The sequence below is a fragment of the Murinocardiopsis flavida genome (assembly GCF_003014485.1).
Classification (GTDB): Bacteria; Actinomycetota; Actinomycetes; order Streptosporangiales; family Streptosporangiaceae; genus Murinocardiopsis; species Murinocardiopsis flavida.
In genome coordinates this window covers 180,290-197,079 of record NZ_PYGA01000017.1, presented here as the reverse complement: position 1 = coordinate 197,079, position 16,790 = coordinate 180,290, and the positions used below count along the sequence as shown (strand labels likewise).

Sequence of the window (16,790 nt, the reverse complement as noted above, 5' to 3'; positions counted from 1 at the left end):
GGTGGTCAAACCATTGTGAAGGCGAACCCTGACCGACATGGTCCTGGCGGACCATCATTGTCAATCAAAGGAATCCCACCACCACACACCCCGAACGGGGTACGGGTGGACGGGGCCAAAACAAACTTTGGCTTAAAGAAAATCGAACACGCGCTGTTGAGTTCTCAAGAAACAACCCGCACACCCGCATACAAACTCAGAATCAGCTGAAATTCAGGAGGATTCGAGCTCTTCCGCAAGGACGGTGCCTCGGTTATGTACTGCTGTGGTTTCCCGTACCGGAGCTTAGCAGACAGCTTCCGTTTTTGGGCCAACCCTTCAAACTTACCTTCGAGATGCCACCCGGTCAAGGACCTGATGTCTTCTCGGCAGTGGTCCCACTCTACATCCGGCCGGAGCGTGCTCAGACCAAAGTGTCGGAGTGGGGAGAACCGGCTCGCCCGCGGGGGTTCCCGCGTTCGTTTCGCTCGGTTCCACCAGAGTACATCCTCACGGCCGTGCTTCGCGCCGATTTTTTCACTCCCACGCGGCCGACCGGTGCGCCGCCCGCACCGGGTGCACCGCGCGGGCCGCCCGCCGCACCGGCTACAGCTTCTCGATCGGCGCGAACTTCACCAGGAAGTCCTTCTCCCCGATGTCGGCACCGAAGTCGATGCGGGCCTTCGTCTTGTCGCCCGCGCCGTCGACGAGCTGCACCGTTCCCAGCCCGAACGCGTCGTGGTTGACCTTGTCACCGACGCTCAGGGTCGGCACGGCCTGCGCCGGCCGCCGCGCCGGCGGGTTCATCCGCGACCTCGTGCCGCCCGCACCGGGCAGCGTCGACTCCGCGCGGCGCCAGTCCACCAGGGCGTTCGGGATCTCATCGAGGAACCGCGACGCGGGATTGTACGAAGGGGTGCCCCACGCGCTGCGTACAGCGGAGCGGCTCAGGTACAGGCGTTCCTGCGCACGGGTGATCCCGACATAGGCGAGGCGCCGCTCCTCTTCCAGCGCGACCCGGTCGCCCAGTGTCCGCATGTGCGGGAAGACCCCGTCCTCCATCCCGGTCAGGAACACCACCGGAAACTCCAGGCCCTTCGCCGCGTGCAGCGTCATGAGGGTGACGACTCCCCCGTGCTCGTCGGCGTCGGGGATCTGGTCGGCGTCGGCGACCAGTGAGATCTGCTCCAGGAAGTCGACCAGGGTCGGCGGCGCCTCGGCGGCGTCCGCCTCGGGCCCGCCCCCGTCTTCACCGGATCCGGACGCCGCCTCCTCGGGCTCCTCGTCCCACGGCGGCGGGGCGGCGAAGGTGTTCTCGAACTCCCTGGCGACCTCCACGAACTCCTCCAGGTTCTCCACCCGGCTCTCGTCCTGGAGGTCCTTGGAGTTCGCCAGTTCCGACAGGTACCCGGTGCGGTGCAGGACCGCCTCGACGACCTGCGCGGGGCTGCTCTCGGGGACCAGCGCGCCGAGTTCGTCCAGCAGCGCCGTGAACTCCCGCACCGACTTCAGCGAACGGGTCGCCAGGCCCGGCGCCTCCTCGGCCCGGCGCAGCGCCTGCGCGAAGGAGATCCGCTCGCGCGCCGCGAACAGTTCGACGCACGCCTCGGCGCGGTCGCCGATGCCGCGCTTGGGCACGTTCAGGATCCGGCGCATGCTGACCGTGTCCTCGGGGTTGGCGAGGACGCGCAGGTAAGCGAGGATGTCGCGGATCTCCTTGCGCTCGTAGAAGCGCACACCGCCGACGATCTTGTACGGCAGGCCGGTGCGGATGAACACGTCCTCGAAGACACGGGACTGCGCGTTGGTCCGGTAGAACACCGCGACCTCGCCCGGGGCGCACACACCGTCGTCGGTCAGCTTGTCGATCTCGCCGACGACGAACGCCGCCTCGTCGTGCTCGTTGTCGGCGACGTACCCCGTGATGGACGGCCCGGTCCCCCGCTCCGACCACAGGTTCTTCGCCTTGCGGTCGGCGTTCTGCGAGATGACGGTGTTCGCCGCGGTCAGGATGTTCTGGCTCGACCGGTAATTCTGCTCCAGCAGGACGGTGCGCGCTGTCGGGTAGTCGCGCTCGAACTCCAGGATGTTGCGGATGGTCGCGCCGCGGAACGCGTAGATGGACTGGTCGGCGTCGCCGACGACGCACAGCTCCGGTGGCGGCACCACCGCGTCGGGCTCGGCGTCGCCGACGAGCTCGCGGATGAGTGCGTACTGGGCGTGGTTGGTGTCCTGGTACTCGTCGACCATGATGTGCCGGAACCGGCGCCGGTAGTACTCGGTGATGTCGGGGAACATCTGGAGCAGGTTGACCGTGACCATGATGAGGTCGTCGAAGTCCATGGCGCCGGCCTGGTGCAGCCGCTGCTGGTAGAGCTTGTACGCCTCCGCGAGCTTCTTCTCCTGCTCGCTCTGCGCCTGCCCCTCGAACGTGTCGTAGTCGACCAGTTCGTTCTTCAGGTTGGACACCTGGGCCGAGAACGACCGGGGCGGGAACCGCTTGGGGTCCAGATCGAGTTCGCGGCAGACCAGCTGCATGAGCCGCTGGGAGTCGGCCGAGTCGTAGATGGTGAAACTGCTCGGGTAGCCGAGCCGGGACGCTTCGCGGCGCAGGATGCGGACGCACGCCGAGTGGAACGTCATCACCCACATGGACTTCGCGATGCGCGCGCCGAGCAGCTTCTCGATGCGCTCCTTCATCTCCGCCGCGGCCTTGTTGGTGAAGGTGATGGCGAGGATCTCACCGGGCCGGGCGCCCCGCTCGGCGAGCAGGTGGGCGATGCGGTGGGTGAGGACCCTGGTCTTCCCCGAACCGGCGCCCGCGACGATCAGCAGCGGGCTTCCGCTGTGGGTGACAGCGGTGCGCTGGGGTTCGTTCAGACCGTGGAGGAGGAGCTCTTCGGAAGACACCCGTCAAGCCTACGGGGCTCGCCGCGCCGCGGGTGCGGGGTCGTCCGAGCGGGCGCCGGCGGGGCGCCGCAGCCCGGGGCCGGGGCGGGTTCGGAACGGTATCGCCGCAGATCTAAGCTCTAGGGGTTTGCGTGGAATCGGGTGGATCGGGAGGAACAGCAATCATGCGGGTGTTCGTGGACTGCGACCCGGGGATCGACGACGCGGTGGCCCTGGCCTACCTGACCGCCGACCCCGGCGTCGAGCTGGTCGGGCTGGGGACGGTCTACGGCAACAACTCGGTCGAGGTCACCACCGACAACGCCCTGCGCCTGCTGCGGCTGTACGGTCGGCCGGACGTCCCGGTCGCGAAGGGCGCCGCGCGCCCGCTCGTGCAGCCGCCGCACCTCGCCGAGAAGGTCCACGGCGCGAACGGCCTGGGTGACGTCGAGACCGAGCCGGCGCAGGCCCGCGCCGTCGCGGAGTCGGCGGCCGAGCTGCTGGTGCGGACGGCGCGTTCGGCGCCGGGCGAGATCGACCTGCTCGCCGTGGGCCCGCTCACCAACATCGCGCTGGCCCTCAACCTGGAACCCGAGCTGCCGTCGCTGCTCCGCAGGGTGGTCGTCATGGGCGGCGCGGTTCGCGTCCCCGGCAACGTCACCCCGTGGGCGGAGGCGAACATCAGCAACGACCCGGAGGCCGCCGAGGTCGTGCTCGGCGCCGGGTTCGACCTGACCCTGGTGGCGCTCGACGTGACGATGCGCGCGGTGGCGCGCGAGCCGTGGCTGGCCCGGCTGGCGGAGTTCCAGGGCGACCGCGCGCAGCGCACGTCCGGATTCCTGGACTTCTACTCGGGCTACTACACCCACATCTACGGGGAGCGGGCTTGCGCGATGCACGACCCGCTGGCGGCCGCCGTCCTGCTCGACCCGGCGATCACGACCGAGTCGGTGCGCACGGCGGTGCGGGTGGAGTTGAAGGGCGAGCACACGCGCGGCCTGACAATCGCCGACCTGCGCGACCTCCCGAACACCTCGGACGAGCGGCCCAAGGTCACCTTGGTCACCGAGACGGACTCCGAGGTGTTCCTGGACCGCATGCTCGACGCGCTGCACTGAGCGTCCCGCGGACCGCGGGACGCCGGGGGCGTGCCTCGGGCGCAGGGGTTCCCTCAGATGCGGCCGAGGAGTTCGGCCTTCTTCGCCGTGAACTCGTCGTCGGTGAGGACGCCCTTGGCGTGCAGCCCGCCGAGGGCCTCGATCTGCGCGTAGATCCACCCGGTGTCGGTCGCCGGCCCGGCCGGGGCGGGCGCCGCCGCGTCCCCGGATTCGAGGGCCGGCGGCCGGCCGGCCCCTGACCCGACACCGGGCCGCCCCTCGCGGGCCCACAGGTGCGCGGTGACGGTCGCCGCCATCAGCAGCGACGCGGAGGTCTCCTTGCCTTCGTCGAAGAGCAGGCAGGAGAAGTCGTTCTTGGGCTTCGCCGACACGTTGTCCGCTGCGTCGCGCACGTTCGCGCGCAGGTGGCCGTACTCCCACCCGTCCGACGGGATCCACTCGACGCTCGTCATGGCATCGAGGGGGAACTCGCGCCGCTGCTGCTTGCGCTTGCGCGAGGCGGCCTCGGACCCGGACCACACGAACCGCAGCACCGAACCGTCGAACGCCGCTGTCCCCTCGGAGGTCTGGATGTGCAGCGGCACCTGCGGCACCAGCCGGGTGGCGGTGTCGGGCGGCGGGTCGGCCGCGGCGTTGTCGACGGAGAACGCGATCTGCTCGGCGTAGTACTCGGCCAGCAATTCGGTCTTCGCCGGCCCGGTGATCAGGAACGGCTGGAGGTCCTTCGCCAGTGCGGCGCCCTGCACCGAGTAGGGGTCGGTGCGCTCGCGCAGCCGGAGGTGCATGATCCAGCCCTTTTTCCGGCCGGCACCGGGCTGGAAGTCGACGGCGGCGACGGCGTTCACCGGCATGTCGCAGTGGACCAGCGCCTTGAAGAGGTGGTCGCCGAACCGGCGCGTGGTGTAGCGGATGGCGATGGACTCGCCGTCGAATCGCCAGACGGCGCGGTCGCCGCGTAGTTCGTCCATTAACGGCCTCCTGTGGTTCCGAAGGCCCCGTCGAGCCCTGTCGCCGCCCCCGCCTGCCGCCGCGGCGTCAGACGAGTTTGCGGGCGGTGGCCCAGCGGCTGAGCTCGTGGCGGTTGGAGAGCTGGAGCTTGCGCAGGACCGAGGAGACGTGGGTCTCGACGGTCTTGACCGAGATGAACAGCTCCTTGGCGACTTCCTTGTAGGCGTAGCCGCGTGCGATGAGCCGCAGGACCTCGCGTTCGCGCTGGGTGAGGCGGTCGAGCTCGGGGTCCATTGGCGGGGCGTCGGTGGCGGCGAACGCGTCGAGCACGAACCCGGCCAGGCGCGGGGAGAACACGGCGTCGCCGTCGGCCACGCGCACGATGGCGGTGGTCAGCTCCTTGCCGGAGATGGTCTTGGTGACGTAGCCGCGCGCGCCGCCGCGGACCACGCCGATGACGTCCTCGGCGGCGTCGGACACCGACAGTGCGAGGAACCGGATCTCCGGGTGCTGGGCGAGGACGCGGCGCAGGACCTCGACACCGCCCCCGCCGGGCAGGTGGACGTCGAGCAGCACGAGGTCGGGCTGGACGTCGCCGATGACGCGGACGGCGCTGTCGACGTCGCCGGCCTCGCCGACGAGCTCGACGGCGTCGCCGAGTTCGCCGCGCACGCCGCTGCGGAAGAGTCGGTGGTCGTCCACGATGACGACGCGCGGGATGCGGGCACCACTGGAGAAGCTGCTGTCGTCTGCCACACCTTGGACTCTACCGAGGTCTGCGCGTGTTCGGCATCCGGTCGGCCGCTACCGGCCGTAGTCGCGCGGGGAAGGCCCGCGTCACTCGGCGTCTTTGATGCGCGGCATGCGCAGCTGGACCTCGGTGCCGTCGCCGGGCCCGGTGCGGATGCGGGCGCTGCCGCCGTGGCGCTCCATGCGGCCGATGATGGATCCGCGGACGCCCATGCGGTCGTCGGGGACCGCCGCGAGGTCGAAGCCCGCACCGCGGTCGCGCACGAAGATCAGCACCTCGTCGTCGGCCACCTCGCCGAACACCGAGATGCTGTCCTCGCCGGAGTACTTGGAGGCGTTCACCATGGCTTCGCGCGCCGCCTGGAGGGCCGCGCGGATCCCGTCGTCGATCGGGCAGTCGCCGACGCAGACCACCTCGATTGGGACGGCGTGCGCCTCCTCGACCTCGGCGGCGACGCGTTCGAGGCCGGGGGTGATGGTGGTCTCGGCGTCGGCCGGGCGCTGGTAGAGCCAGCTGCGGAGGGCCCGCTCCTGGACGCGGGCGAGGCGCTGCACCTCGCGCGCGTCGTCGCTGCGCCGCTGGATGAGGGTCAGGGTGTGCAGCACGGAGTCGTGGATGTGCGCGGCGAGTTCGGCGCGCTCCTGGCTGCGGATGCGCTCGCGGCGCTCCTTGTCGCGTTCGCGGATCAGCCCGACGATCCACGGCGCGGCGATGAGCGCGATGCCGGAGAGCATCGTGAAGGCGAAGGTGAGTCCGGCGCGCGCCTCGGACAGCTGCTGCTGGAAGATCAGGAAGCCGATGACGCCGGTCCCGACGAGCAGGACCCCGGCGCCGGTGCGCACCCAGCTCTTGCGGTTGCGGAACGCGGTCGTGCTGACCCATTCGTCGCGCAGTGCGGGGTTGGCCTGCTGCCACAGGATGGTGGCGCCCAGCGTCCCGAAGATGATGAACCACAGGAACGGGTCGAAGATCCCGCCGAAGAGGAGGAACAGGGCGGCGAACCCGCCGGCGAGGGCGAGGTAGGCGAGGAGCTGCCCGATGTCGCGGCCCTTTTTCCGGGCGCGGGCGTCGCGGGCGCCGGTCCCGTCCGCCGCGGCGTCCGGCGCGGCGTCCGGCGGGGTCTCGGGTTCGACCGGGACGAAGAAGGTGAGGGCGAGGTACACGGCGATGCCGATACCGGTGATGCTGAGGACGAGCAGCGCGAGCCGGGTCACCACCGGGTCGATGCCGAGGTGGCGCGCGAGCCCTGAGCCGACACCGGACAGCAGCCGGTCCCGGCCGCGGTAGAGCCGCGGCGTCTCGGTCGCCGTATCCGTCACCGGGTCTCTCCTCGTGCCGGGCTGATGTGCTCGGGTCCAAGCATGCCTCTGCGCGGGGCGCGCGCACATCAGGGCTGTCCCCCCGCGTGGTCCCCGCGGCCGGTCAGGGTGTGTTCAGGGTCGTCCCCGATGCATCGGCGCACGTTGGGGGCCAGTATGGGGGACATGAGCGAGCAGCAGGAGTCCGGCGCTCACCACGACGGCCGGACCGGCGGCGGGCCCGACGCCGCCCAGCACGACTCGCCGCCTCCGCCGTCCTCGGAGGCGGTCGAGGAGCGCGCCCTCCGCAAGGACGACACCATGGGTGTGGTCACGGGCGTGAGCGCCGGGCTCGGCCGCTTCACGGGGGTCGACCCGGTCGTGTGGCGCGCGGCGTTCTGCGTGACCGCCCTGGCCGGCGGCACCGGGCTGTGGCTCTACATCGGCGCGTGGATGATGATGCGCGACTCCTCGGGCGGCCCGGCGATGATGGAGCAGCTGCTCAACCGCCGGCTGCCGGCGCGCGCGGTACTGGCGCTGCTGACGCTGGGCCTCGCGGTGGCGACCGCGCTCAGCCTTGTCGGCGGGTTCAGCTGGGGCACCCTGGTGCTGTCGACCCCGCTGATCCTCGCCCTGTTCGTGGCGCAGAAGCGCGGGGTCGACCTCCGGCAGCTCGCCCGCGACCTGCCGGGGCTGCTGAAGTCGAGCGAGCCGCCGCCCACCACCCCGTCGCCCGCGCCGAAACCGGCGTACTACAACCCGGCGCAGCCGTGGGCGCAGGCGCCGGTGGGGCCCATCGACCTGGCCGTCGTCGGCGGCGCCGCGCGGGGCGCGCCGCCGGACGGAGCCGGGCCGGGCGGCCCCGGCGATCCGGCGGAACCCGAGGATCCGGACGACGACGGGGATCCCGACGACCGCGGGGATCCGTGGGACCCCGGCGGCATGGCGGAGGCGATCCGGAAGCGGGCGGCCGACCGGCACGCCGAGCGGAAGCAGGAGAAGGAGCAACGGCGGCGGCGCAAGGAGGAGCGGCGCCGCAGCGGCCTCCCCCTCGCGAGCCTGCTGTGCTGGGTCCTGCTGCCCACAGTGGTCGTCGCCGTGTACGCCTTCGACGTGCCCTGGTCGGCGCTTGTCGGCCCGGAGACCGGTCCGGTGGTCGTGGGCTGGGTGACGGCGGCGGTCGGTGCGACGCTGGTGGTGGGCGCGTGGTTCGGCAACACGCGCGGCCTCACGTTCCTGGGGGCGCTGCTGTCGGTGCTGCTGGTGATCGTCGCGACGGTCGACGTCACGGCGCTGCGGTTCGGCGACGGCAGCTGGCGCCCCGCGACCGTCGCCGAGGCGGAGGAGGGTTACGAACTCACCAGCGGCGACGCCGTGCTGGACCTGACCGCGGTCCCGTTGAAGCCCGGTCAGCGGGTGGAGGTCGACGCCGATGTCCGGTTCGGCGTCATGAACGTGCGGGTGCCCGACACCGCTGAGGTGCGGATCCGCAGCATGGTGCGGGTGGGCGGCATCTCCATCGACGGGCAGGAGCGGGTCGGTACCGGGTTGGACGTCGCCCGCACGCTCCCGGCGAAGGGCGCGAAGGCGGACGCGGGCGCGAAGGCGGGCGCGAAGGCGGACGCGGGCGCGAAGGCGGGCGCGAAGGCCACAAAGGGCGCGAAGGCCACGAAGCAGAAGGGCGGCGACGGGCAGGACCCACCGACCCTGGTCATGAACCTGCGTTCCTATGGCGGAGAAGTGGAGGTGCGACGTGTCTCGTCGTAAGACCGACTGGGGGTCGTTGATCGCGGGGCTGCTGTTCGTGGGCCTCGGGCTGGCGTTCGTGGTGCGCGGCTCCACGCACTGGGGCTTCGACGCCCTGTGGATTCTGCCGGTGCTCGCCATCGGCCTCGGTATCGTCGGCGTGGCCCGGGCCCTGGCCCGCACCCGCGATCACCGCCCCTGACCCGCGTGCGCGGCCCGTACACGGGCGCGTCCGTGCCGCGGGGCGGGCGTTGCCGTCGCTGAGCACATTGTGACCAGCGTCACACTCGCCCCAATTGGCGTTAAAAGCACCGCACTATGGATTATCGCGGGAATTGAATTCCGGTCATCTCAGTGTTAATACTGATTACCGGAAGTAGGCCGACCTTCCTCGATCCGGTCAATTATTGAATTTACCCGATTGCGGGCCTGGTGTGGTGCCGGACTCGTCATCTACGTTTGTGCTTACCTCTGCCGGTAGTACCGAGGCCGCTACTTCGGGAGGTCTAAGCACTAATGCCACAAATCCGCGTGACCGTAGACGGCGTCCGCTACGACGATCAGGTCGAAGCCCGCCGACTCCTCGTCCATTATCTGCGGGAGCAATTGGGCAAGGTCGGCACCCCGGTCGGGTGCGACACCACCAATTGCGGAGCCTGTACCGTCCTGCTCGACGGGCTCTCCGCGAAGAGCTGCTCGGTGCTCGCCGTCCAGACCGACGGGCACGACATCACCACCGTCGAAGGGCTCGCGACCGACGGGCAATGGCACCCCGTCCAGCGCGCCTTCCACGAGAACCACGCCTTGCAGTGCGGCTACTGCACGCCCGGCATGATCATGGCGACCATCGACCTGATCAGGGAGAACCCCGACCCCACCGACGCGGAGATCCGCGAGGGGATCGAAGGCAACCTGTGCCGCTGCACGGGCTACGCCAACATCGTCCGGGCCGTGCGCAGCGCGGCGGCCGCCATGCGGGCCGAGACCGCGGCGCCCGCACACGGCGGTGTCCCCCGCCAGGCCGACGCCGAACCCGCGGCGCCGGCGCACGCGGCGAGCGGAGGTGCGGCGTCATGACCGCGACACCCGACACCCCGTCGGTCCAGCTCGGGCAGGCGCGCCTGCGCAAGGAGGACGCCCGGCTCGTCACCGGGCAGACCTCCTGGACCGACAACCTCACCCAGCCCGGCCTGCTGCACGTGGCGTTCCTGCGCAGCCCGGTCGCCCACGCCCGCATCACCGGCGTGGACGTCTCGGCGGCATTGGAGCTGCCCGGTGTGGTGGCCGCCTTCTCCGGCGCCGACTTCGCCGCCGAGCAGGGCAGCCTGCCGTGCGCGTGGCCCGTCACCGCCGACATCGTCCTGCCCGACCACCCGCCGATGGCGGTCGAGGAGGTCCGCTACGTCGGCGAGGCCGTGGCATGCGTCGTCGCACGCGACTCCTACGCCGCCGCCGACGCCCTGGAGGCCATCGAGATCGACTTCGAGGCGCTCCCGCCCGTCCTCGACATGGAGGCGGCACTCGCCGAGGGCGCCGACCTCGTCCACGCGTCCAAAGGCACCAACAAGTCCTTCCTGTGGCCGTTCGAGGCCGGCGACGTCGGCGCGGCGTTCGACGGCGCCGACACCGTCGTCACCCGGCGGTACCGCCAGCAGCGCCTGATCCCCGCCGCAATGGAGCCCCGCTCCGTGCTGTGCAAGCCCGACGGCGACTCGTACACCCTGTGGTCGGCCACCCAGATCCCGCACATCCTCCGGCTGATGCTGGCGATGACCACCGGGATCCCCGAGCACAAGATCCAGGTCATCGCGCCCGACGTCGGCGGCGGGTTCGGGTCCAAACTCCAGGTCACCGCCGAAGAGGTGCTGGCGCTGCTGCTGGCGAAGCGGCTCGGCAAACCCGTCAAGTGGACCGAGGCGCGCTCCGAGGGCTTCCAGACCACCCACCACGGGCGCGACCAGATCCAGGACATCGCCATCGCGGCCGACTCCGACGGCCGCATCCGCGGCCTGAAGGTCGACCTGCTCGCCGACATGGGCGCCTACCTGATGCTCGTCACCCCCGGTGTGCCGATCCTCGGGGCGTTCATGTTCCCGGCGATCTACAAGATGGACGCCTACGCGTTCAACTGCACCGGTGTGTTCACCACCAAGGTGCCCACCGACGCCTACCGCGGCGCCGGCCGCCCCGAGGCGACCTTCGCCATCGAGCGGATCCTCGACGAGCTGGCGGCCGAACTGGGCATGGACCCCATGGAGCTGCGGCGCCGCAACTGGATCCGGCACGAGGAGTTCCCGTACACCACCATCGCCGGGCTCACCTACGACTCCGGCAACTACGAGGCGGCGACCGATCGGGCCTATGAGCTGTTCGGCTACGACGCGCTGCGCGCCGAGCAGGCCAAGCGGCGCGAGTCGGGCGACCCCGTGCAGCTCGGCATCGGCATCTCGACGTTCACCGAGATGTGCGGGCTGGCGCCCTCGCGGGTCCTCGGCTCGCTGTCCTACGGCGCGGGCGGCTGGGAGCACGCGTCGGTGCGGATGCTGCCCACCGGCAAGGTCGAGGTCGTCACCGGCGCGACCCCGCACGGCCAGGGGCACGACACCGCGTGGAGCCAGATCGTCGCCGACCAGCTCGGCGTGCCGTTCGAGGACGTCCAGGTGCTGCACGGCGACACCCGGGTGTCGCCCAAGGGCATGGACACCTACGGTTCGCGCTCGCTGGTGGTCGGCGGCACCGCGGTCGTCCACGCCTGCGAGAAGGTCGTGCAGAAGGCCAAGGTGCTCGCGGCGCACATGATGGAGGCGGCAGAGGACGACCTGGAGTTCAGCGGCGGCAGGTTCACCGTCCGGGGCAGCGCCGGCCCGGCGGCGACCATCCAGGAGCTGGCGCTCGCGGCGTTCGCTGCGCACGACCTGCCCGACGGCGTCGAGGCGTCGCTCGACGCCGATTCCACCTACGACCCCGACAACTTCTCCTACCCGCACGGGACCCACCTGTGCGCGGCGGAGGTCGACACCGAGACCGGGGCGGTCACGCTGCGCTCCTACGTCGCGGTGGACGACGTCGGGACCGTCGTGAACCCGCTGCTGGTCGAGGGCCAGGTCCACGGCGGGCTGGCGCAGGGCATCGCGCAGGCGCTGTTCGAGGAGGCCGTCCACGACGCCGAGGGCAACCTCGTCACCTCCACCATGGCCGACTACCTGCTGCCGTCGGCCGCCGACCTGCCCGAGTTCACCACCGACCGCACCGTGACCCCGTCGACCACCAACCCGTTGGGGACCAAGGGCGTCGGCGAGGCCGGGACGATCGCGTCCACCCCGGCGGTGGTCAACGCCATCGTCGACGCGCTGCGCCCGCTCGGGGTCGACGACGTCCGCATGCCCTGCACCCCGGAACGGGTGTGGCGGGCGCTGCACGAGGCGCGTCCGAACGGCGGCGAGAACGGGCGTGAGGTGCGGTCGGCGACCAGCCTCGCCGCCGACTCCGCCGACACCGCGCCACCGGGTGCCCGGGTGGACGGCGGCCCCGACGACGGAGAGGGGGCGCGGCGATGATCCCGCCACGCTTCGACTATGTGAAACCCGGCGGCGTCGCCGAGGCGGTCAGCGTCCTCTCCGAGAGCGAGGAGCCCAAGGTCCTGGCCGGCGGGCAGAGCCTGATGCCGCTGCTGCGGTTCCGGCTGGCCTACCCCGATGTCGTCGTGGACCTGGGCGGCCTGGACGAGCTGCGCGGCGTCCGCGACGAAGGCGACGCGCTGTGGATCGGCGCCATGACCACGCACTACGAGGTGGTCCGCGATCCGCTCATCGCGGCGCACGCGGCCCTGATCGCGCAGGCCACGGGCACCGTGGCCGACCCTGCGGTCCGGCACCGCGGCACCATCGGCGGGTCGCTCTCGCACGCCGACCCCGCGGGCGACCTGCCCGCGGTGGCACTGGCGTTGGACGCGGAGTTCCTTATCTCCGGGCCCGACGGCGACCGCGCCGTGCCCGCCGCGGAGTTCTTCGCCGACTACCTGACCACGGCGCTGGAACCCGAGGACGTCCTCACCGGCGTGCGGGTGCCCAAGCTCGACGGCTGGACGTTCCACTACGAGAAGTTCACCCGGACCGCGCAGTCCTGGGCGGTGGTGGGTGTCGCGGCGGCGGTCCGGCGCGACAACGGCGCGGTCGCCGAGGCCCGTGTCGGCCTGACCAACATGGGCAGCACGCCCATCAGGGCCCGCACGGTCGAGTCCGCGGTGGCGGGCGTGCCGGCGCAGCGCGACGCTCTGCGCCGGGCCGCCGACGTCGCCGACGCGGAGTCCGCGCCGCCCAGCGACGTCAACGCCCAGGCCGACTACCGGCGGCACCTGTCCCGGGTGCTGACCGGCCGCGCCCTCGCCGCGGCGGCGGGCATCTGATCGGATCCACGGCACTGGCAGCAGAAGTGGGCGCCCCGGAACGGGGCGCCCACCCCGCCATGCGCGCGGCGGGGTGCGAGCGGAAGGCACAGCGATGGCGACGAAACTGCACAACGAGTTCACCGTTCCGGTCCCGGTCGACGAGGCGTGGGAGGTGCTGCTCGACGTCGAACGGATCGCGCCGTGCATGCCGGGGGCCTCGCTGGACTCGGTCGACGGCGACACCTTCACCGGCAAGGTGAAGGTGAAGGTCGGCCCGATCACGGTCACCTACCGCGGCGAGGCCCGGTTCACCGACAAGGACGCCGCGACCCGTTCGGTCGCCGTGGACGCCAACGGCAAGGAGGCGCGCGGTTCGGGCACCGCGGCGGCGAAGGTCACCGCCTCCCTCAGCGCCGAGGGCGACGGCACCCGGGTCACCGTCGACACCGACCTCAACGTGACGGGCCGCGTGGCCCAGTTCGGCCGCGGGGTCATGGCCGACGTCAGCGCGAAGCTCGTGGACCGGTTCGCCGCGAACCTCGCGGCGGAACTGGGGCGCGACACCAGCGCGGACAAGGGCGCGGACGGCGGGGCGGACGACGGCGCCGCGGCTCCAGCGCCGGCCGGGGCTGCCGTCCCGGCGGCGGGAGCGGCGGGAGCGGTGGCGGCGAGCACGGGGGCAGCGAGCGGCGCGTCGCCGGACGGCCGCCGTCCGGTCGCGGCCGACCGCACCGGCGCGAGCCGCGACGACTCGCTCGACCTCTTCGACGTCGCGGGCGGAGCGGTGGTGCGACGGGTCGTCCCCGCGGCGGTGGCGGTGGTGCTCGCGCTGCTGCTGCTCCGCTGGCTGCTCGGGCGGCGCAATCGCCGTTGAACGGTGTCCGCACGGAGACCGGCGCCGACGACCGCGCCGCTATCCTCTGGACACACGCATCAAGTCATACTTTTCTTGTAGGGAATATGGTTAACTGGCCTCCATGCGCGTCACTACCGTGATCGACAGGGGAGGCCGAGGCGGTGCCCCCGCTCGGCGATGTCGCCGGACCCGATCCCACTGATCAGGAACCGGCGACCCGAGAGAGGCACCTTGACCACCGCCCCGACCAGTGCCCGCGCGCGCGGGCACGCGCCTACCCCGCTGACCCTCGACGCCCTTGTCGAACTCACGCGCGACACCGCGGCCGACGTCCGCGCCGGCCTGCACGAGGTCCGGTTCGACGCCGAGAACCGCTGGTCCGTCCGGCTGCACGCGCACACCTACGCCGACGTGTGGCTCATCACCTGGACCGAGGACCAGTCCACGCTGCTCCACGACCACGCCGGTTCACTCGGCGCGCTGACCGTTGTCGACGGCGACCTGACCGAGCGCGTATGGCGCCCCTCGGGGCTCCGCGACCGCGCCCTCGCCACCGGGCGCAGCGTCGGATTCCCCGTCGGCTACGTGCACGACGTGGTGAACACCCGCAGCGCACCGGCGGTGAGCGTGCACGCCTACTCGCCGCCGCTCACCGCCATGTCCTACTACAGGGTGGACGACGCCGGGGCGCTGCGGCGGACGCACAGCGTCCTCACCCACGACCCCGAGCCCGATGTCCCGACCCTCGACGCGGTCCCCTCCCGCACCGGGACCACCCGGTGACCGCCCAGGGCGAACGGACGGCGAGCGCCGTCGAACGGCTCCTGCAACGCACCCGCACCGCACTGCACCGGGTCGGCCCGCACGAGGCACACGAAGCGGCCGCCGCCGGTGCGCTGCTCGTGGACACCCGGCCCGTGCACAACAGGCGCGCGGAGGGCGTGATCCCCGGCGCCCTCGTCGTCGACCGCAACGTCCTGGAGTGGCGGCTCGACCCCACCAGCCCCGACCGGATCCCCGAAGCCGACGACCCCGACCGCCGCGTCATCGTGTTCTGCAACGAGGGCTACGCCTCCAGCCTCGCCGCGGCCGCCCTCATCGACATGGGCCTGCCCAGGGCCACGGACCTGATCGGCGGCTTCCGCGCCTGGGCCGCCGCTGGCCTGCCGGTGACAGAGGACACCGAGGGCTGACCGCAATGCCGTTGAATTAACGGGAACGAAGGCGTGTTCACCGACCTGGGCGATAGAAGGGCTGCCGCTGCGCAGCAGCGGACGCAGGCACCCGGGAGCGAGGGCGTCCTTGACCCCAGGGGACAGGAGCCAGGCTGCCGGGAAGCCTGCGCTGCTGCGCAGGCTTCCCGGCAGCCTTGCCCAGGTCCACTGTGAGGAAGGACGCTCTCGGCACCTACCACCAGTGTGCATCCGGGCCACACCCCGGACCAGCGGCACCCGCCCGCAAAGCCAACGGCATTGGGGCTAACGGTCGCCCTTGGTGATCGGGCGGAAGGGGCCATCATGTTCCGGCCGGTGGCCGGTGAGTGCCCCCTCCACACGAACAGTCCGCCAGGGCCGGGGGCTGCCCGCTACAGTTCCGCGGCCCGCGCGGCGGTGAGGAAGGCGTCCCACTCGGGAGTGGGGAAGGAAAGGTGCCCGGCGGCCGGGTACTTCGAATCGCGCAGGGCCGCACCGGAGGAGCCGTCGGCCACCTCGACGCAGTCTTGTCCCGCGCCGCTATAGCTGCTCTTGCGGAAGCCAGTGGGGATGGAGGCTACTTCCACGCAGTCCACGCCTTGGCCGCTGTAGCTGCTCTTACGGAAAGCCAACACGTTGGTCATCAGCCGCTCTCTAAAGCCTTAAGTGCATCGGACATGATTGTGGCGGATCGGGCGGTGCTCACAGCAGAGCCCTGTACGTCCCCGAACGTCACGTTATATCGCTGCACGTCCTCTGGAAGCTCAAGGTAAAGCGCATCAGTCAGCGTCTCGACACAGACGATGGTGGGATCGAGAGGGTTGGGAAAGTCCAATATCGTGAATGGTGCCGTCAGAGCTGCGTGTGCACCCACGTTCAGCGGCAGGACCTGGACGTCCACGTTGGGCATCTTCGCCATATGCAACAGGTGCCTGATCTGGTTGGTCATTACCTCCGCCCCGCCGATGCATCGTTGAAGAGCAGACTCATCCATGACCACCCGCAAGTGCACAGGGGTGAATCTGATCAGGACCTCACGGCGGGCCATCCGAGCTTCAACGCGGCGACGAATCTCATCCGTCCCCGCATACCTGCCGCCAAGAAAGATGGCTTCGGCATAGCTCGGCGTCTGTAGCAACCCAGGGATGACCTGCGATTGATAGGTCCGGATGCTGGATGCCTCGGCCTCGAAGTCGGGCAGCGTCTCGTTCTTGAAGACATCGCGGTACTTCGACCACCAGCCCCGCTCCTTGGCGTCGCGCGCGAGCTGGTGCATTGCTGCGCGAATCTCTCCGTCGTCGACCTTGTACAGGTCCAGCATTCGGTCGAGGTCGGCGGCCTTGACCGTCTGCGTGTCGGCGTTCTCGATCTTGCTGAGCTTGCCCGCGGCCCAACCGAGCGCTTGGACGGTCTGGGTCGTCGTGAGGCCGGCCGCATCGCGCGCGCGGCGCAGTTCGGCCGACAGGCGGCGCCGACGAATCGAGGGGCTCCGGGGGTGCTGCATGGGCATGATCCTAACCTTCACCAAAACAAGAAATCTCACTACTTTCAATTGACTATAGTGAGATTCACTTTTATTGTGAAGATCCGGCAGTGACCACGGCGTCCTCCACGGCCCACCAGGT

Annotated in this window: 16 protein-coding genes; 10 read left to right on the top strand and 6 right to left on the bottom strand. The window is 70.7% G+C overall.

All coding sequences use genetic code 11. From position 1 onward, the window contains the following. The coding region (locus CLV63_RS34115; RefSeq protein ID WP_211301426.1) for a hypothetical protein at positions 1-210 on the top strand (210 nt) is incomplete at its 5' end. 375 nt (positions 211-585) lie between these two features. On the opposite strand, the gene CLV63_RS22930 is transcribed toward CLV63_RS34115, so the two are convergent. Further along, on the bottom strand, positions 586-2,889 hold the full coding sequence (locus tag CLV63_RS22930) for a UvrD-helicase domain-containing protein (RefSeq protein ID WP_106585247.1): 2,304 nt from the start codon (positions 2,887-2,889) through the stop codon (positions 586-588). 164 nt (positions 2,890-3,053) lie between these two features. Here CLV63_RS22930 and CLV63_RS22925 point away from each other — a divergent pair, with 164 nt between their 5' ends. Then, the gene (locus CLV63_RS22925) at positions 3,054-3,986 is read left to right on the top strand and encodes a nucleoside hydrolase (RefSeq protein ID WP_106585246.1); all 933 of its coding nucleotides are present in this window, start codon (positions 3,054-3,056) and stop codon (positions 3,984-3,986) included. 53 nt (positions 3,987-4,039) lie between these two features. Here the strand turns inward: CLV63_RS22925 and CLV63_RS22920 are convergent, their stop codons facing one another. The 3 genes from CLV63_RS22920 to CLV63_RS22910 all read right to left on the bottom strand — a co-directional run bounded on the left by CLV63_RS22920 (position 4,040) and on the right by CLV63_RS22910 (position 7,004). Further along, entirely contained in the window at positions 4,040-4,954 is a 915-nt protein-coding gene (locus tag CLV63_RS22920; protein WP_106585245.1) for a DUF4429 domain-containing protein, read from the bottom strand. A gap of 67 nt (positions 4,955-5,021) precedes the next feature. Beyond that, on the bottom strand, positions 5,022-5,690 hold the full coding sequence (locus CLV63_RS22915; protein WP_106585244.1) for a response regulator: 669 nt from the start codon (positions 5,688-5,690) through the stop codon (positions 5,022-5,024). Between the two features lie 81 nt (positions 5,691-5,771). Continuing rightward, entirely contained in the window at positions 5,772-7,004 is a 1,233-nt protein-coding gene (locus CLV63_RS22910) for an ATP-binding protein (protein ID WP_245928988.1), read from the bottom strand. Between the two features lie 165 nt (positions 7,005-7,169). On the opposite strand from CLV63_RS22910, the gene CLV63_RS22905 reads away from it, so the two are divergent. From CLV63_RS22905 to CLV63_RS22870, 8 genes are all read left to right on the top strand, one after another. After that, positions 7,170-8,750 carry a PspC domain-containing protein gene (locus CLV63_RS22905; RefSeq protein WP_106585266.1) on the top strand — a complete coding sequence of 527 codons (1,581 nt, stop codon included), beginning with the start codon at positions 7,170-7,172 and terminating at the stop codon, positions 8,748-8,750. Then, positions 8,737-8,931 carry a hypothetical protein gene (locus CLV63_RS22900; protein WP_106585242.1) on the top strand — a complete coding sequence of 65 codons (195 nt, stop codon included), beginning with the start codon at positions 8,737-8,739 and terminating at the stop codon, positions 8,929-8,931. Before CLV63_RS22905 ends, CLV63_RS22900 begins: the two co-directional genes overlap by 14 nt. Positions 8,932-9,245: 314 nt before the next feature. Further along, positions 9,246-9,806 (top strand): (2Fe-2S)-binding protein, encoded by a 561-nt coding sequence (locus CLV63_RS22895; protein WP_106585241.1) that lies wholly within the window; start codon positions 9,246-9,248, stop codon positions 9,804-9,806. Beyond that, the gene (locus CLV63_RS22890) at positions 9,803-12,286 is read left to right on the top strand and encodes a xanthine dehydrogenase family protein molybdopterin-binding subunit (RefSeq protein WP_106585240.1); all 2,484 of its coding nucleotides are present in this window, start codon (positions 9,803-9,805) and stop codon (positions 12,284-12,286) included. The genes CLV63_RS22895 and CLV63_RS22890 overlap by 4 nt, the downstream gene beginning before the upstream one ends. Beyond that, positions 12,283-13,134, top strand: coding sequence for an FAD binding domain-containing protein (locus tag CLV63_RS22885; RefSeq protein ID WP_106585239.1), 852 nt, complete (start codon positions 12,283-12,285; stop codon positions 13,132-13,134). The genes CLV63_RS22890 and CLV63_RS22885 overlap by 4 nt, the downstream gene beginning before the upstream one ends. 94 nt (positions 13,135-13,228) lie before the next feature. Next, on the top strand, positions 13,229-13,990 hold the full coding sequence (locus tag CLV63_RS22880) for an SRPBCC family protein (protein ID WP_106585238.1): 762 nt from the start codon (positions 13,229-13,231) through the stop codon (positions 13,988-13,990). Positions 13,991-14,203: 213 nt separating this feature from the next. Beyond that, positions 14,204-14,755, top strand: coding sequence for a cysteine dioxygenase (locus tag CLV63_RS22875; RefSeq protein ID WP_245928987.1), 552 nt, complete (start codon positions 14,204-14,206; stop codon positions 14,753-14,755). Further along, on the top strand, positions 14,752-15,165 hold the full coding sequence (locus CLV63_RS22870; RefSeq protein ID WP_106585236.1) for a rhodanese-like domain-containing protein: 414 nt from the start codon (positions 14,752-14,754) through the stop codon (positions 15,163-15,165). The genes CLV63_RS22875 and CLV63_RS22870 overlap by 4 nt, the downstream gene beginning before the upstream one ends. Before the next feature lie 392 nt (positions 15,166-15,557). Here CLV63_RS22870 and CLV63_RS22865 read toward each other — a convergent pair whose 3' ends face one another. Further along, positions 15,558-15,809, bottom strand: coding sequence for a DUF397 domain-containing protein (locus CLV63_RS22865; protein ID WP_106585235.1), 252 nt, complete (start codon positions 15,807-15,809; stop codon positions 15,558-15,560). Beyond that, a complete protein-coding gene (locus CLV63_RS22860; protein WP_106585265.1) occupies positions 15,809-16,669 on the bottom strand; it encodes a helix-turn-helix domain-containing protein in 861 nt (286 codons plus the stop codon). Before CLV63_RS22860 ends, CLV63_RS22865 begins: the two co-directional genes overlap by 1 nt. Between the last annotated feature and the right edge of the window lie 121 nt (positions 16,670-16,790).

What these genes read in the sequence shown, in the direction of transcription:
- CLV63_RS22925 (WP_106585246.1), top strand. Translation starts at nt 3,054, where the DNA reads ATGCGGGTGTTCGTGGACTGCGACCCGGGGATCGACGACGCGGTGGCC.
- CLV63_RS22920 (WP_106585245.1), bottom strand. Translation starts at nt 4,954, where the DNA reads ATGGACGAACTACGCGGCGACCGCGCCGTCTGGCGATTCGACGGCGAG.
- CLV63_RS22905 (WP_106585266.1), top strand. Translation starts at nt 7,170, where the DNA reads ATGAGCGAGCAGCAGGAGTCCGGCGCTCACCACGACGGCCGGACCGGC.
- CLV63_RS22895 (WP_106585241.1), top strand. Translation starts at nt 9,246, where the DNA reads ATGCCACAAATCCGCGTGACCGTAGACGGCGTCCGCTACGACGATCAG.
- CLV63_RS22890 (WP_106585240.1), top strand. Translation starts at nt 9,803, where the DNA reads ATGACCGCGACACCCGACACCCCGTCGGTCCAGCTCGGGCAGGCGCGC.
- CLV63_RS22885 (WP_106585239.1), top strand. Translation starts at nt 12,283, where the DNA reads ATGATCCCGCCACGCTTCGACTATGTGAAACCCGGCGGCGTCGCCGAG.
- CLV63_RS22880 (WP_106585238.1), top strand. Translation starts at nt 13,229, where the DNA reads ATGGCGACGAAACTGCACAACGAGTTCACCGTTCCGGTCCCGGTCGAC.
- CLV63_RS22865 (WP_106585235.1), bottom strand. Translation starts at nt 15,809, where the DNA reads ATGACCAACGTGTTGGCTTTCCGTAAGAGCAGCTACAGCGGCCAAGGC.
- CLV63_RS22860 (WP_106585265.1), bottom strand. Translation starts at nt 16,669, where the DNA reads ATGCAGCACCCCCGGAGCCCCTCGATTCGTCGGCGCCGCCTGTCGGCC.